This is a genomic window from Streptomyces sp. NPDC002054, from assembly GCF_040296685.1.
Taxonomy (GTDB): Bacteria; Actinomycetota; Actinomycetes; order Streptomycetales; family Streptomycetaceae; genus Streptomyces.
The window spans coordinates 38,689-52,155 of the sequence record NZ_JBEOXT010000048.1; the positions used below are offsets into that span (position 1 = coordinate 38,689).

At 65.9% G+C, this 13,467-nt stretch carries 9 protein-coding genes and 2 pseudogenes; 7 read left to right on the forward strand and 4 right to left on the reverse strand.

Going from position 1 to position 13,467, the window contains the following annotated elements:
- Nucleotides 1-234: 234 nt before the first annotated feature.
- The 4 genes and pseudogenes from ABT123_RS32915 to ABT123_RS32930 all read left to right on the forward strand — a co-directional run.
- A pseudogene (locus ABT123_RS32915) lies at nt 235-1,086 on the forward strand (transposase); the annotation flags it as partial.
- Nucleotides 1,087-1,232: 146 nt separating this feature from the next.
- Nucleotides 1,233-1,652, forward strand: a pseudogene (locus tag ABT123_RS32920) (GNAT family N-acetyltransferase); the annotation flags it as partial.
- Nucleotides 1,653-1,788: 136 nt separating this feature from the next.
- On the forward strand, nt 1,789-2,013 hold the full coding sequence (locus tag ABT123_RS32925) for a hypothetical protein (RefSeq protein WP_351321459.1): 225 nt from the start codon (nt 1,789-1,791) through the stop codon (nt 2,011-2,013).
- Nucleotides 2,014-2,023: 10 nt separating this feature from the next.
- Nucleotides 2,024-2,692, forward strand: coding sequence for a GNAT family N-acetyltransferase (locus ABT123_RS32930; RefSeq protein ID WP_351321457.1), 669 nt, complete (start codon nt 2,024-2,026; stop codon nt 2,690-2,692).
- Nucleotides 2,693-3,089: 397 nt separating this feature from the next.
- Here ABT123_RS32930 and ABT123_RS32935 read toward each other — a convergent pair whose 3' ends face one another.
- The 3 genes from ABT123_RS32935 to ABT123_RS32945 are packed head-to-tail and all read right to left on the reverse strand — an operon-like array spanning nt 3,090 to nt 5,619.
- Nucleotides 3,090-3,605, reverse strand: coding sequence for a hypothetical protein (locus ABT123_RS32935; protein ID WP_351321439.1), 516 nt, complete (start codon nt 3,603-3,605; stop codon nt 3,090-3,092).
- 15 nt (nt 3,606-3,620) lie between these two features.
- Entirely contained in the window at nt 3,621-4,907 is a 1,287-nt protein-coding gene (locus tag ABT123_RS32940) for a NucA/NucB deoxyribonuclease domain-containing protein (protein ID WP_351321441.1), read from the reverse strand.
- A gap of 49 nt (nt 4,908-4,956) precedes the next feature.
- Nucleotides 4,957-5,619: a hypothetical protein gene (locus ABT123_RS32945; RefSeq protein ID WP_351321443.1), complete on the reverse strand. Its 663-nt coding sequence runs from the start codon at nt 5,617-5,619 to the stop codon at nt 4,957-4,959.
- Between the two features lie 1,238 nt (nt 5,620-6,857).
- Here ABT123_RS32945 and ABT123_RS32950 point away from each other — a divergent pair.
- The gene (locus ABT123_RS32950; protein ID WP_351321445.1) at nt 6,858-8,138 is read left to right on the forward strand and encodes an ISL3 family transposase; all 1,281 of its coding nucleotides are present in this window, start codon (nt 6,858-6,860) and stop codon (nt 8,136-8,138) included.
- Nucleotides 8,139-8,170: 32 nt separating this feature from the next.
- On the opposite strand, the gene ABT123_RS32955 is transcribed toward ABT123_RS32950, so the two are convergent.
- Nucleotides 8,171-8,812 carry a hypothetical protein gene (locus ABT123_RS32955; RefSeq protein ID WP_351321447.1) on the reverse strand — a complete coding sequence of 214 codons (642 nt, stop codon included), beginning with the start codon at nt 8,810-8,812 and terminating at the stop codon, nt 8,171-8,173.
- 522 nt (nt 8,813-9,334) lie between these two features.
- Here ABT123_RS32955 and ABT123_RS32960 point away from each other — a divergent pair.
- Together ABT123_RS32960 and ABT123_RS32965 are read left to right on the forward strand one after the other, a co-directional pair.
- Nucleotides 9,335-12,535 carry a GDSL-type esterase/lipase family protein gene (locus ABT123_RS32960; protein ID WP_351321449.1) on the forward strand — a complete coding sequence of 1,067 codons (3,201 nt, stop codon included), beginning with the start codon at nt 9,335-9,337 and terminating at the stop codon, nt 12,533-12,535.
- A gap of 635 nt (nt 12,536-13,170) precedes the next feature.
- Nucleotides 13,171-13,296, forward strand: coding sequence for a hypothetical protein (locus tag ABT123_RS32965; RefSeq protein WP_351321451.1), 126 nt, complete (start codon nt 13,171-13,173; stop codon nt 13,294-13,296).
- The last annotated feature ends 171 nt before the right edge of the window (nt 13,297-13,467 follow it).

The window sequence follows — 13,467 nt, forward strand, 5'->3', positions numbered from 1 at the left end:
CGAATGGAGAGGCTTCGGGTGGCTGCCAGGGAAGACCGCGGCCCGCCTGGCGACGCCGTACCAGGCCGATCACTTCACCTTGGTTTCGGCTTGGTTCCTCGTGGCATCGAGCATGCCGACATCGTCCGCGCCGGAGCAACAGTTTGCGATGTCCCGGACAACCGCTGCCTGTCCGACCTGGTCAGCGGCTTGTCCCGGACACTGTCCGGTTCGCTGGGCGTGACGCCCAAGGCCTCGCGCGCACCGGTTCTGACACACGGCCGTGCGAAGACGGCCTCGCAGTTCATTCCGGGCTGGCCCTACTCCTTCGTCGCCATACTGGAGCCGGGCGCCACCTCCTGGACCGCGATCCTGGACGTGATCCGGCTCGGACCGGCGGATGACGCGACCGCGGTCACCGCCGATCAGCTGCGGGGTGTCGTCGAACGGCTCGTCACCGTGGGGCAGTGGCAGGACGGGGACCCGCATATCGTGATCGTCAGCGACGCCGGCTACGACGTCACCCGCCTGGCCTGGGTCCTGCGCGACCTGCCAGTCGAGCTGGTCGGCCGGGTCCGCTCCGACCGCGTCACGCGTCTGCCGAAACCACCGAGAATGCACGGCGTCAACGGCCGGCCACCCAAGCACGGCCCGGAATTCCGCTTCACCAAGCCGGAGACCTGGCCCGAGCCCGCGAACACCACCGTCACGGACACCACCAACTACGGCAAGGCCGAAACCCAGGCATGGGAGCGGGTCCACCCAAGGCTCACTCACCGATCCTCATGGCTCGATCACGATGGTGAACTTCCCCTGGTCGAGGGAACATTGATCCGGCTGAAGGTCGAGCACCTATCGAAGGACCGGGACGCTCCACCGGTGTGGTTATGGTCTTCGAAGACTGGTTCTACACCGGAGGATGTGGACCGCTTCTGGCAGGCATTTCTCCGCCGCTTCGACCTCGAACACACCTTCCGTTTCGCGAAACAGACCCTGGGCCAGATCACTCCGAAACTCCGCACGCCCGAAGCCGCGGACCGCTGGACCTGGATTCTGATTGTTGCCCACTGGCTCTGTCCACGAGAAGGAGCAGCAATTCGACGTCGGTTGGGGAGCCGCACTCGGCCTGGGAGTGCCTCGCAGTGTTCACGAGAACTGCCAGCACCGGGCCTTCCTCCCCACATAGCCGTCAGTGAAGCGTGATGGGCTCCCTGATCTTGATCTTCGCGCGGCGCTACGTTCATGATCGTCCTATGAGTCAGCACTCGGTAACTTTGGACAAGATTGTTTTGGAGGACTGGCCGGCCGTTCACTCGTGGGCGTGCCTCCCGGAGGTGTGCCGCTATCAGTCCTGGGGGCCGAACACAGAGGTCCAGACGCAGGACTTCGTGGACTCCGCGGTCAAGGCCTGGTCGGGTACCCCTCAGCGCCGGTTCCCCTACGTCGCCCGCGTCGGGCCGGACGTGGTGGGCATGGGTGAGCTGCATGTCCGCAGCCATAAGCAGCGCCAGGGTGAGATCTCATACATCGTGCATCCCCGGGTATGGGGGCAGGGCATCGGCACGGAAATAGGCCGGCAGCTCCTCGCGCACGGGTTCGGCGAGCTGGGGCTCCATCGGATCCATGCCACCTGTGACCCGAGGAATCTCGGCTCCTCCCGAGTGCTGTCCAAGATCGGCATGACGCATGAGGGACGCCTACGAGACACGGCGCTGCTCCGCGACGGCTGGCGAGACTCCATGATCTTCAGCAGCCTCGAAGGAGAAAGCTGGAAGCCCGCGCCGCGCAGGAACGCCAAGCGCAGGCCGAGTGGGCCCTGGGGAAGGCCGGCTTCGCAGCCACCTCCGCCGCAAGCCCACCACCGGCCAGAAAGACGGCAACCGAGTCCTGGCCACCGGACGCGCCCCCGTCAAACACGGCTTCGTCCACCTCAAGGACTGGCGGGCCCTCACCAAACTCCGCACCGACCCCACCCGTGCGCTCCGCCGCCTGCGCGGCCTGCTCGTCCTGACGAACCTCGAAGTCAACCGCTGACAAACGATCTATCCCGCAGACTGCCGCACGCGACCAGCATGAGCACCCCAGAAGACGGTCACACCAGCCCTCCTACCTCGGGCGCCCCGGAGCATGGACTGTCGCTCTCGACGGGCAGGCCATGGGTCTGCTCACCCTCGGGGCGGACCACCGCGTGGCCGGCCGGGCGGAACTGTCCTACCAGTTGACGCCGTCGGTCTGGGGCAACGGAATCGGCCGGGAGGCGGCCGGTGCGGTCCTCGCGTGGTGGAGCGCGGCCGTACGACAGCCCGCTCCGATCGTCGCCGTGGCCCAGAAGGCAAACTCGGCCTCGCGCCGGCTGCTGGAGGCCGTCGGCATGGCGCACATGGACACCATCGTCGAGCACGGCGCACCCCAGTGCGTCAATCTCCTCCCAGGCCCGGAAGGCGACAGTCTGCCCCGGCTGCGGCACACGCCGCAGGCGATGGAGGCGACCGAGCGACAGCGGGCGAAGGCCGTACTGGCGACGGAAGAAGGCAGCAGTCTCCCCACGGAGCTGTCCGAGGTGAATCTCGAGGCGCTTGCCCGGCAGTGTCCGGCACGACACGGGGTGTACGGCAAGATCTGCGCGCGGAAGGCTGGGCATCGTCCTGATCTGCATGTGGGACGTACCGCAGATAGGCAGTGGCTGTGCTGGACTGGGAATTCGGACCTGTGACTCCCCCCGGCCCTGGGCGCGACGAACCCGGCGGTCTCGACCGTGGCAGGGCACTCAGTTACCCGAATTCCGGGCCTGCCCAGGATCTCCACCACCGGGACGCCGACCAACAGCGCGGCATGGAGGAGCCGCACGCGATCCGTCACGAGGGGGTGGTGGTCAAAGACGAGGCGGAGGGCACCTTCCCCCGCATCTACCAGGATGAGACCCGGCCAGCTGCCCTGGGCGGCGGCTTTCAGCACCGACACGATGGCCGGTGCTGCGTGAGGCCTGCGACGGCGACGGGCATCACTACGAAGGGGTCCCCGCGCGGCTCAACCTGGACCGTCGCGGCCTGCACTCCGGACGCAGGCTGGCAGCGCGCTCGGCGTGCGGAACGCGCTGCGTCGCCTTCCCTTCAGGATGCGGCAGGTGGGGTGTGTCGTGTGAGGGCGAGGTCGAAGACGTACCGCTCGTCCTCGGGGCAGGAACGGAAGGCCACGCCCAGGTCGAGGTCGGGGTCCTCATCGAGTTCGTCGAGGACCCTGGCGAAGTAGTCGGCGGTGGCCTGGCGGCCGGACCAGGACACGTGGCCTTCGTAGAGACCGGGCTGAGGAAGGGCGGCCTCCCCCGCCGGGCCCATCGTGAATTCGTTGATGATGAGAAGGCCGGTCGGGGATTCGATGCTGATGGGGACGTATCCGTCCGCGTCGGCCGGTGCGGGTGGGAGGGTGTCCCAGATACGGATCACGACGGTGGTCTTGATGCCGGACTGCAAGCTGTGCAGGAAGGCGTGGCGGCCGTCGCCGCCCACCACGTCCTGATGGGCGGCTTCCAGTGCCTGGTCGCTGCCGCGATAGGCATCGGCGTCATAGACCTGCAAGAGCTGCCGGTCGGGCTTGGCGTCGACGCTGTGTTCGCTCAAGAGTGGCATGCACACACCTTTCACCTAGTTGGTGATCTTCACATAGAAGGGGTCACCGTCGAGGACTCGGTTGGCTGAGTACATCTCGTTGATGCGCTGCCCTCCGAAGTTGTTGTCCTTTCCGTCGATCAGACGGACGGAGAATCGGCTGTCACCTGCGAGCGATCCTTCCTTGGTGCTGGCGAAGGGATACTCGTCGCATTCGAGGCCGGTACCGGTGTAGTTGCCCCAGACCTTCCTGCACTCCTTGATCGACTTCTCGCGCTGGTCGTCCTGCCGCTTCTTGTCGATCAGCCGGTGCAGGGGCTCCTTCTCACCCGGCACGGTCTTGCTTGCGAAGGAAGGGAAGGTGAGCTCGGGCCGCTTCAGCGCGTCGTAGATGTGCTGAGTGCTTGCCTTGATCTCAGGGGCCTTCCGGCTGAGCGCCAGATCGACACGCGCCTCCTTGAACACGGTGCCCTTGTGCTTGCCGACAACGGGGCCGGCGTAGTCGTACCGCACGTTGGAGTGGTGCGCTACGGCCTGCGCGTAGGGGGTGGCGTTGGGAGAGTCCGCGGTCACGTCGAGATAGACCGTGCTCGAGACGCGTTGCTGGTTGCCGTTCGCGTGCTGCGGGCCCTTGTCAGGGGATGTGTAGGTCAGAGCCCATCGGGGCGTTGCGTCCCATGCCTTGAGGAGTTCGTCGCGTTGGGTCGTCTGGGGCCGGATCACTGTGGCATCGGGGTCGCTGCCACTGGCGTAGATGTCGTGGCGGAAGTGCTGGCCGACGCGCCACTTCCTTGCGTCTTCTCCGCCCACGGTCTGGACGCGGATGTTCTCGATGCTGGTGTAGTAGTCCACGCGGCGTTCGCCGTCGGTGGCGAAGCCGAGGGTCCACATGTCGAACCAGAGCCGGCCGATGGTTTTCGTGCCTCGCTTGTCGCGCAGGACGAGGTCGTAGGGACGCTTTTGGCAGCTGGTGAAGCGGCTCGCGATCCAGCCTTTGGGGTGCTGGGCAGGACCGGTCTGGAGAGCGCATTGCTTGCGAAGTTCCGCCTCACCGGGGTGCGGGAGAGTCGCCTGGGCGGGAACGGGTTCGCGGCTGTCTCCGCGTGCCGCGGCGTACTCGGCGTACGAAATGGGCTCATCGAGGCCGGTCAGGTCGTCCGCCGTCGCCTGCGCGGCGTCGACGAACTCCAGCGGTGCGGTTGCCTGCGAGGGCTCGGACGGCGGGACGGGGTCGGCGGCGGCGGGCGTGGCGGTCACCAGCAGCAGGGCCGCGGACGCCGCGAGGCAGCGGCCGACCGTGGAGAGGTGGAGGCGTCGGCTCACAGGAGCACTCCTTCGTTGCGCGGGTGGCGGAAGCGCGGTTGGGGTGGCGTCATGAGTCGCACATGTCACCCCAGCAGGCGTCCAACAGAGCACCGGTCTGCGCGGAGTAGTGAGCGGTGAACCCGCGGAAGGATCGTTTCTGCGCCCCGAGGCCCGTTGTGGAGGCCTGTGAGGTCACTGTCCAGGTCACCGCGGCGTCGGTGTCGAGTGCATGGTCGGTGGGTGGCGTGATGCTGACCGATTCGGGAGTCACGCCGAACGTGGCGGCGGCAGCGGCCTGGACCTCGGCTGCCGAGGGCTGAGGCTCACCCGCACCGAGGGACGCGGCTGCCGCAGTGGCAGGAGTCTCGCCTTCAGCGAGTGCTGCCGCATTGCAGACCCGAGCGGTTTCCACGCACTCCGACAGGCCTGGCACCGTCTCCAGGCAACCTTCAGGGTCCTGTTCCAAGCACGCCTGGAGGGCGTTCTGGTCGACGCCGTTGAACGTCGCCGGGAGCGAGGCACCAGCGGTCACGGGAGGCAGAACCGGCGCATCGGTCGTGGTCCCCGCCTTCCTCGGCTTGCTCACCGTCCACTGGGTGAACGTCTGGCCACCGGTCAGACGGCTCTTGAAGCAATACGGCGGCAGGTTGGTCGTACTGCAGCCGGGCAGGCTCACGACCTTGGCCGTGTTCGCGGATGCCACCTGCTTCCATGCCTTGTGCTGGTTCATGTACTGCATGCGATTGCCGATGGACGGTACGTCCGTGTGCTGGGGGCCCATCGCCTCCAGTCCCATGTCGACCCGGTTGACGCTGTTGACCTTCAGCTGGCCCTTGGTTTGGCCGACTTTGTTGAAGCCTTCAGTGCAACGGGTGGGACCGTATGCCGATCAGGCGGGACGAAGCTCAGCCCGTTCTCGTCGAGAGCATTGAAGACGGTCACCCGACTCGTCTCGAAGACGAAGCTGACGTCGACGTTTCCCTGAGCCAGATCCCCGCCCGTCCACTCGAGCAGCTCAACCCCTTTGAGAGACAAGCCCCACAGAGCCTGAAGTCCGGCAAGAGGCTCAGTACGCCACTGCAGGTCGAAATCGGGCCACCGGACCGGTTACTCGGGTCGATCATGTTCCACGTGAGGGAGAGATCGTCGAACTTTTGATGATTGATCTCGACCTGCTCGCCCTCAAAATCGAGCAGAACCGGGCAGTCACAGAACCACTCGTCGTCCCGACGGTCCCAGACCATCCAGACCTTCGTCAGAGTCCGTCCGACAAGACCACGCAGTCGATGCGCATGCTCCCGCGCGACGTCACTGCGGCGGTTCAACCACAACGGCTGGTAGCCCACGATGCCAAATCGAACATTGCGTCATCTTGCCAGTGCTCCCTCACGTCAGCTCGACGCAAGCGGTCAGGACAGTCTGTGAGTGGAAAGGTGCGGGCGGCGGCTCGCGGCCTGGGGCGACGATCGACAGCCACGCTTGCCAGGCCTGCCGTCCACCCTGACGGCTGGCTTGCTCGGCACATCACCCGCACCCTTCGCCGCTGGCTGGCCTGGCAGGCCCCGATTCCGTCATGCCATGCATGGCTTCGTAGGTGAGAACGGGCTCTGGCTCAACTTCTGTGATGTGCCTACTCCCTGTGACCATTGAGCTTGCTGGCACCCCCGCGAGATCCTCTGGAAACTGCCGGAGCCGACCTCGTTCAGGCTGATGGTTCTGGGTTGTGCGCGAGGTACTGCTCCGGCTGGAAGAGTTGCTCTTCCTGGCGGCTCCGGAGATCAGGGTGGTGTCGGTGCAGGACGACGGCGAGGTGATCCGAGTCGGTGTCAGGTGTCGAACAGCCGGGGCCCTGTGTCCGGGTTGCGGGATCTGGTCGCGGCGGGTGCATGGCTCCTACCTGCGGTTTCCCGCTGATCTTCCCGTGGCGGGACGGCGGGTGGTGCTGCGGCTTCGTGTCCGGCGCTTCACGTGCGAAGACGTCTCCTGCGGTCGGCGCTGGCCGAGGTCGGCCTCGCCCTCGCTGGCCGCGCCGGTGCCCGGCTGGCCGACATCCCTGGGGCGAGGGTCAGCCGGAACACGGTCCTGCGCCTGGTCGATGCCCTGCCGGAGCCGCAACCGCGGAGCCCACGGGTGGTCGGTGTCGATGAGTACGCGATGCGCAAGGGGCGTGTTTACGGGACCGTGCTCGTCGACGTCGAGACCCGCAGACCGGTGGACCTGCTGCCAGATCGCGATGCGGGCACGCTCGCGGCCTGGCTGACCCAGCACCCGGGGATCGAGGTCGTCTGTCGCGACTGTGCCCCGTTCTTCGCCGAGGGCGCCAGCATCGGGGCGCCCTCGGCCGTCCAGGTTGCCGACCGGTTCCACCTCTGGCGCAACCTTGGCGAAGCGGCCGAGCGGTGCGTCTCCCGCCACCGGCCCTGCCTTCGCGCGACCACCGCCGAGTCGACCACGGAGAAGGAGCTGGCTTCAGAATCTCCCGACCGTGATTCGCCGTGGCCCACCGGGCACCGGTTCGCGGACCGTACTCGCGCCAAGCACGCCACCGTCCACGCACTGTTGGCCGCCGGCCATAGCCGACGCTCGATCCAGCGCCAGCTCGGCATGACCTACCGCACCGTCCAGCGGCTGGCGGACGCAGCGAGGCCGGAAGACCTGTTCCAGGGACAGTGGCAGAACCGCAGGACCAAGCTCGACGACTTCAAGCCGTACCTGCACGAGCGATGGGCCGAGGGCTGCACAAACGCCTGGACCCTCTGGGAAGAGATCAAGACACACGGCTACACCGGCGGCTACGGAGCCGTCCGCGCCTACCTCCAGCCGTTTCGCACAAGCCCGACCGCACCGACGGCCCGTCCGCCGTCCCCACGCACGGTCACCGGCTGGATGCTGACCCACCCCGACACCCTGCCGGAGGGCGAACGTCTGAAGCTGAAATCCGTCCTCGCCAGCTGCCCCGAACTGGATGCCCTCACCGGGCACGTCCGCGCTTTCGGAAGGATGCTCACCCAGCTCCAGGGCGACCAGCTCCCGCAGTGGATCAAGGCAGTCCGCGCCGACGACCTGCCCAGGCTCCACACCTTCGTCAACGGCCTCGAACGGGACCTCGCCGCCGTCACCGCAGGCCTCACGCTGCCCTGGAGCTCCGGCGTCGTCGAAGGCCACGTGAACCGGATCAAAATGATCAAGCGCCAGATGTACGGCCGGGCCAGCTTCGGCCTGCTGCGGAAGCGGGTTCTTCTTGCCTGACCGCAGCTCTGTCGCTCGACAAGCAGGTCCGTTCAGCTGATCGCGAGCGGTACGGGATCCAGGCCCAGTTTGCTCCGGCATGAATCAACAGCTCGCGTGACCCATGCGGTCACGGCGTCGCGATCTGCCGCGATCGCGTGAAGCTCACGTGCCTTCTCCTGGGCTTCGACCATCCAGGGCGCCAGCGCGTCCTCTCGAAGCACCCGCTCGAAGTGATCGCGGGCCGTGTCCGGGTCCCCAACCAGGGCTACTGCGATCCCGGCGTCAAGGCTCTCCCAGAGGAACCCCCGCCGCACCGGCCTGGACGTCAGGTATCGGGCAACGTCCGGCAGAGCCGGGAGCTTCTCCCTCAGCATGGTCACCTCCGCCGCGGCCCGTCGGCCGAGGCCGAGTGCCAGCGGAGTGAACTGGTCCTCGGCACGGAACAACTCGGGGCCGGACCGGGCGGTGTCTACATGGAAGGCCAAGTGGTCCACGTCGTGCCACAGCCACATCGCACCGACGTGCAGACCGCTGCCAGCAGTGCGTGGCGGAGTGAACTCCACAATCCCGAGCCACCACCTGTGATCATCAATCCACAGCCGCGACCGCCCGCGCTGGGCCAGGCCGAGCGGTTTCAGAGAGTCCCGCGCCGCCGAGGTGATGATCCGGAGGACCGGACTTCGATCTGCCATGACCGGCATTATCAACCGTCCCACCGACACCACAGTCGGCCGCGATAGCACACCACCATGCACAGAGCCGTCCAACAACACTGAGCGTCACCGCTCCGCAGAAGTTGGACCAGAACCGCGAATGGTTCTGATCAACATTTCGGCATCACCCTGTGTGATCGACTACTGGTCAGGGTCCGGCTACCGGAGCGGAGCTGCGATCATTGCGGCGGCTCCCGGATGGTCGACACCGGAAGCCAAGCGGGGGTGTGACGTGTTCGGGGAGTTGCTCGTGGGGGCTCTCGCGCGACGCCGGTCGCCAGTGTCATCGTGCCGTCGGGCAGGGTCGTGGCACATCGGACTGGGTGCTCGGGCGAGGAGGTCACAGCGACCGTCCTGATCCCCGCCGACCTCAGCCATCAGCATTACAAAAGGGAATCAACTATGCGTTTCAGGTTAAGATATTCACTTTCGCCGCTGGCTGCACCGGCGGCAGACCGCCAGGTGCTCGCACCTTGGCGGGCTGGGACAGCGGTGTCCTGTGTGCTGGCACTCCTCATGGGCCTGGTCGGCGTGATCGCCACGGCAGCGCCGGCCTCCGCTGCTCCGCCGGACCGGAAGAGGTTCATGGCAACGTTCAACATGCTGCACTCCACTGCCGGTGGAGATATGTGGTTGGCGGTCGCGGAGATTTCCCGAAGCTTCGGTGTCATCGCCCTTCAGGAGGTCCCGCGCGACGGCCAGCTCGAGCCGGTTGCTCCCCACTCTCCGCGTAGGAGCACCCTCCTGCGGCAGATAGGTCCGGACATCTGGGAGTATGAGTGGAGAATTGGCAGAGACGCGGGCGACGTCCGGTACGTATATCTGGCGAGAAATGCCACCCAGCCCTTGGGGATCATTACCACTCAACGGGCAGATCACGTGACACTGGTCCAGCACCCGACCATTCCGAATTCTCGTACGGCGCTGGTTATTGCACACAATGATATCCGGATGGTGTACGCCTCGATCCACGGTTTCTCCGGGAACGGCAACGACGGGGTGGGATTGGTCACTGCAGTACGTGACGCGACAGCAGCCTATGGGGCCGCGAATCCCCCACCTCAGGGAGGGGACCCGTGGAACTGGGCGGTTCTGGGGGACTTCAACCGCGACCCGTCGCTGATGCGCAACGATCCTAACCGGCCGGCGAATTCAACTGTGGTGAGCCCCACTCAGGGTTCGCAGCTGCGGCAGGGGAACACACTTGATTACATGGTGACGTCGTTGGGTGCAAACTTCTTCAACGCGTCGACTGCGGCTCCTTGGAGTACAATCCGCAACAGCGGAAGTGACCATCTCCCTGTGTTGTTCAGCCCGATGGCAGCCGGGGGGCCGAACCAGGGCTGGACCTACCGCTTCACCAATCCCACCGGACCCAAGCACTCGGTGATCTCCATCCCCAACGGCACCACGGTGGACGGCGCCGCCGCGGCACGAGAGGCGTGGAAGCGCGAACTGAGCCAGATCTGGAGGGCTGAGGACTTCGTCTCCGACGGAATCAACACCGCGCATAAATTGATCAACACGCAGACGAACAAGTGTCTCACCCTCGACGTCTCACGCAACGTTCTCCAGCAAGCGGAATGTCGCGACAGGGACTCCTTGGACCAGCTGTGGCTGTACAGCACGCCAAGTCTCCAAAACATGGCACGCGACATAGGTCCAGGATTTGTTGCCCGGTCGACGGACCCCGCCAACGGGTATCTCACCACCGGTGGCTTCACACACGAAATTCCTGACGAATTTCGATGGGCCATGGAACCCATTGACCTCCGACACTGGGACACGGCTGGCTTTCCCGCCGGCGACCAGGGTTCCAATCCCGTATACATCATGGACGGCAATGCGAATCAGAGTCTGACTGCAGGTGCGGACCATGTATCGGGAGGACATTCGGACCACGGCAACAATGATTACCACAGCGAGGAGTTGTGGAATCATCAGCCGTCAGGTGTTCCCGGTGGGCGTCACGTGGTCAACGAGAGCACCAAAGAATGCCTCACAATCCCGGCTTCGGGTCAGTTGAAACCCACCATGGAGCCCTGCCAGCCCGGCAACCGACACCAGGCATGGGAGTACGTTAACGGGCATCTCGTAGGTTTTGCCCTGGGAGTCATGGTCATCCTTTCAGGCGGGGAGCTCGTTCTGGCTGCGGGCGCGGCGGTCGTCGGTGTCATCAGCTTCATCACCGGTCGCAAGATGGGGGGACACATAAGTCTCGCGGTGATGCCGCTGGGTGACTCCATCACTTTGGGAGTGGGGAGCAGTACGCGGACCGGCTACCGGCCCGCGCTCGCACAGATGCTCGCCCAGGACACGGCGGACGTGAAGTTCGTGGGTTCCATGCAGGATGCGGACGGGTCCCGGCACGAAGGCCACTCCGGGTGGCGCATCGACCAGATCAGCGCGAACATCGACCGCTGGATGGCCGATGCCAAGCCCAACGTGGTAGTCCTGCATCTTGGCACCAACGACATGAACCGCAACTACGAGGTGGCTACCGCACCGCAGCGGCTCGGCCGGCTCATCGATCAGATCCACGACTCGTCCCCGGACACGGTGGTCGTGGTCGCCTCGCTGGTGCCGGCCGCCGATCCGGCCGTACAGGCCCGGGTCAACGCCTACAACCGGGCCATCCCCGGGATCGTCACCGACCGCGCCGCACGCGGCTACCGCATCACCCAGGTCAGCATGGGCGAGCTGTCGGTGGCAGACCTGAACGACAACCTCCACCCGAACAACAACGGCTACGCCAAGATGGCCCGGGCCTTCCAGGGCGGCGTCGCCACCGCTTCCCAGAAGAAGTGGATCGTCCCGGACGTCACGGTCAAGCCCGCACCCCCCGAGGCCGGCCAGGGCGCGGCGGCCGGTGACTACCGCGTCGATGTTAACGGCGACGGACGCTCGGACTACCTCGTCGTCCAGGACAACGGAGCAGTTCGCGCGTGGGTGAACTCCACCGGCGCGGACGGCAAGGTGAAGTGGTCCGACTACGGCTCCATCGCCTCCGGCTCACCGTCATGGACCGGTGCACAGGTGCGTTTCGCCGATGTGGGGGGTGATGCCCGTGCCGACTACCTCGTCCTCTCCCCCAACGGAGCGGTCCGCGCACTCATCAACCAGGGCGGTGACGGCCGCGGCGGCTGGCAGGACGCCGGCACCATCGCCTCCGGTTCGACCTCCTGGAACGCCTCCCAGGTGCGTTTCGCCGATGTCGGGGGTGATGCCCGTGCCGACTACCTCATCCTCTCGCCCAACGGAGCGGTCCGCGCGTTCGTCAACACCACCCGGGCTGACGGAACACTCAAATGGGACGACTACGGCACCATCGCCTCGGGCTCTGCTCAGTGGACGGCCGAGGACGTGCGTTTCGCCGACGTCGGCGGGGACGCCCGGGCCGACTACCTGATCGTCGAGGACAACGGCGCCGTCCGCTCATTCATCAACCAGGGTGGTGACGGCCACGGCGGCTGGGGCAAGGTGAACACCATCGCCACCGGCTCCGCATCCTGGACTGCAACCCAGGTCCGTTTCGCTGACGTCGGCGGCGACTCCCGGGCCGACTACCTCATCCTCGCCGACAACGGGGCGCTGACCGCCTACTTCAACGAGACCAACGAAGCAGGCGCGACTACCTGGTCAAACCAGGGCACCATTGCCTCCGGCACAGGCAACCCCAGCTACCGCGTCAGAATCGGATGACCCCGTAGGCCCGGCAAACCGCTGGCATGGCGAGGTCACAGCCCTTCGGCGCTGCGACCTCAAAGGCGATCGCTGACCGCTCAGCAGGCTTGATCAGTCGAACAGGGTCCTGCTCGACTGACTATCGCGCGGTCGGTGCATGAAGGCAGGGCCTCTCGGTAGCTCGGGGCTGTCGAAACCAACGAGCTGTTCCGGGAGGCCCTGTTGACGCAGTCCTTCGCGCTCGCGTCCGCGGAGTCGAGCGCGCCGCCCCTTACTTTTTCGATCACCATGGTGGGGTTCTTCGGAGGCATCCTGGGCGTTCCCAGCGGGATGATCTGGGCCGGTGCCTGGCGCCGCTACTCCGGCGCCTTGCTCTGCACACGCGGACGCCTGCCGTGGCGCCTCGGACGCTTCCTCGCCTGGGCTTCCGACGCCGGCTTGCTCCGGATCGCCGGGAACGCGTACCAGTTCAGGCACCGTGAACTCCAGGACCATCTCGCAGATACTGCGGCCCGCGCCGCCGGGCGGGCGGCAGGCGGAGCACCCCGCAGCCGCGCATGACTGCATCGACGGCAAAACTGCTCGTTCCGGCCGACGCGTCATCCCAGTGACACCACCCATGGTGCGCCGCGCGGGCACAGTCGATACCTCTCGTGGACACCATCACCAAATGGGCCAGCCTCGCGGCGACCGTGGTGATGGTCGTCGGCGGCGTCATGTTGATCTCGGAGCATAACCGCAAGCGCCGCGAGCGGAAGAAGGCCCGCTCAGTTCAGTAGATGAAGCTGTCCGACCGGCGCAGCGAGGGATGCCAGAACCGAAGGCTGGACTGGACTGGATTGGATGAGACGACGACTAGTCTTCTGAGTCGGGAATTCTGTTCAGATATGAGGCGAGGCGTTCGAGGATCTCGTCCGCGGTCCTGGTCCAGACGTAGGGCCTGGGGTCGG

Excerpts from the sequence above, each read along its gene's own strand:
- ABT123_RS32955 (WP_351321447.1), bottom strand. The coding sequence starts at position 8,812 with ATGGCAGATCGAAGTCCGGTCCTCCGGATCATCACCTCGGCGGCGCGG.
- ABT123_RS32945 (WP_351321443.1), bottom strand. The coding sequence starts at position 5,619 with ATGAACCAGCACAAGGCATGGAAGCAGGTGGCATCCGCGAACACGGCC.
- ABT123_RS32935 (WP_351321439.1), bottom strand. The coding sequence starts at position 3,605 with ATGCCACTCTTGAGCGAACACAGCGTCGACGCCAAGCCCGACCGGCAG.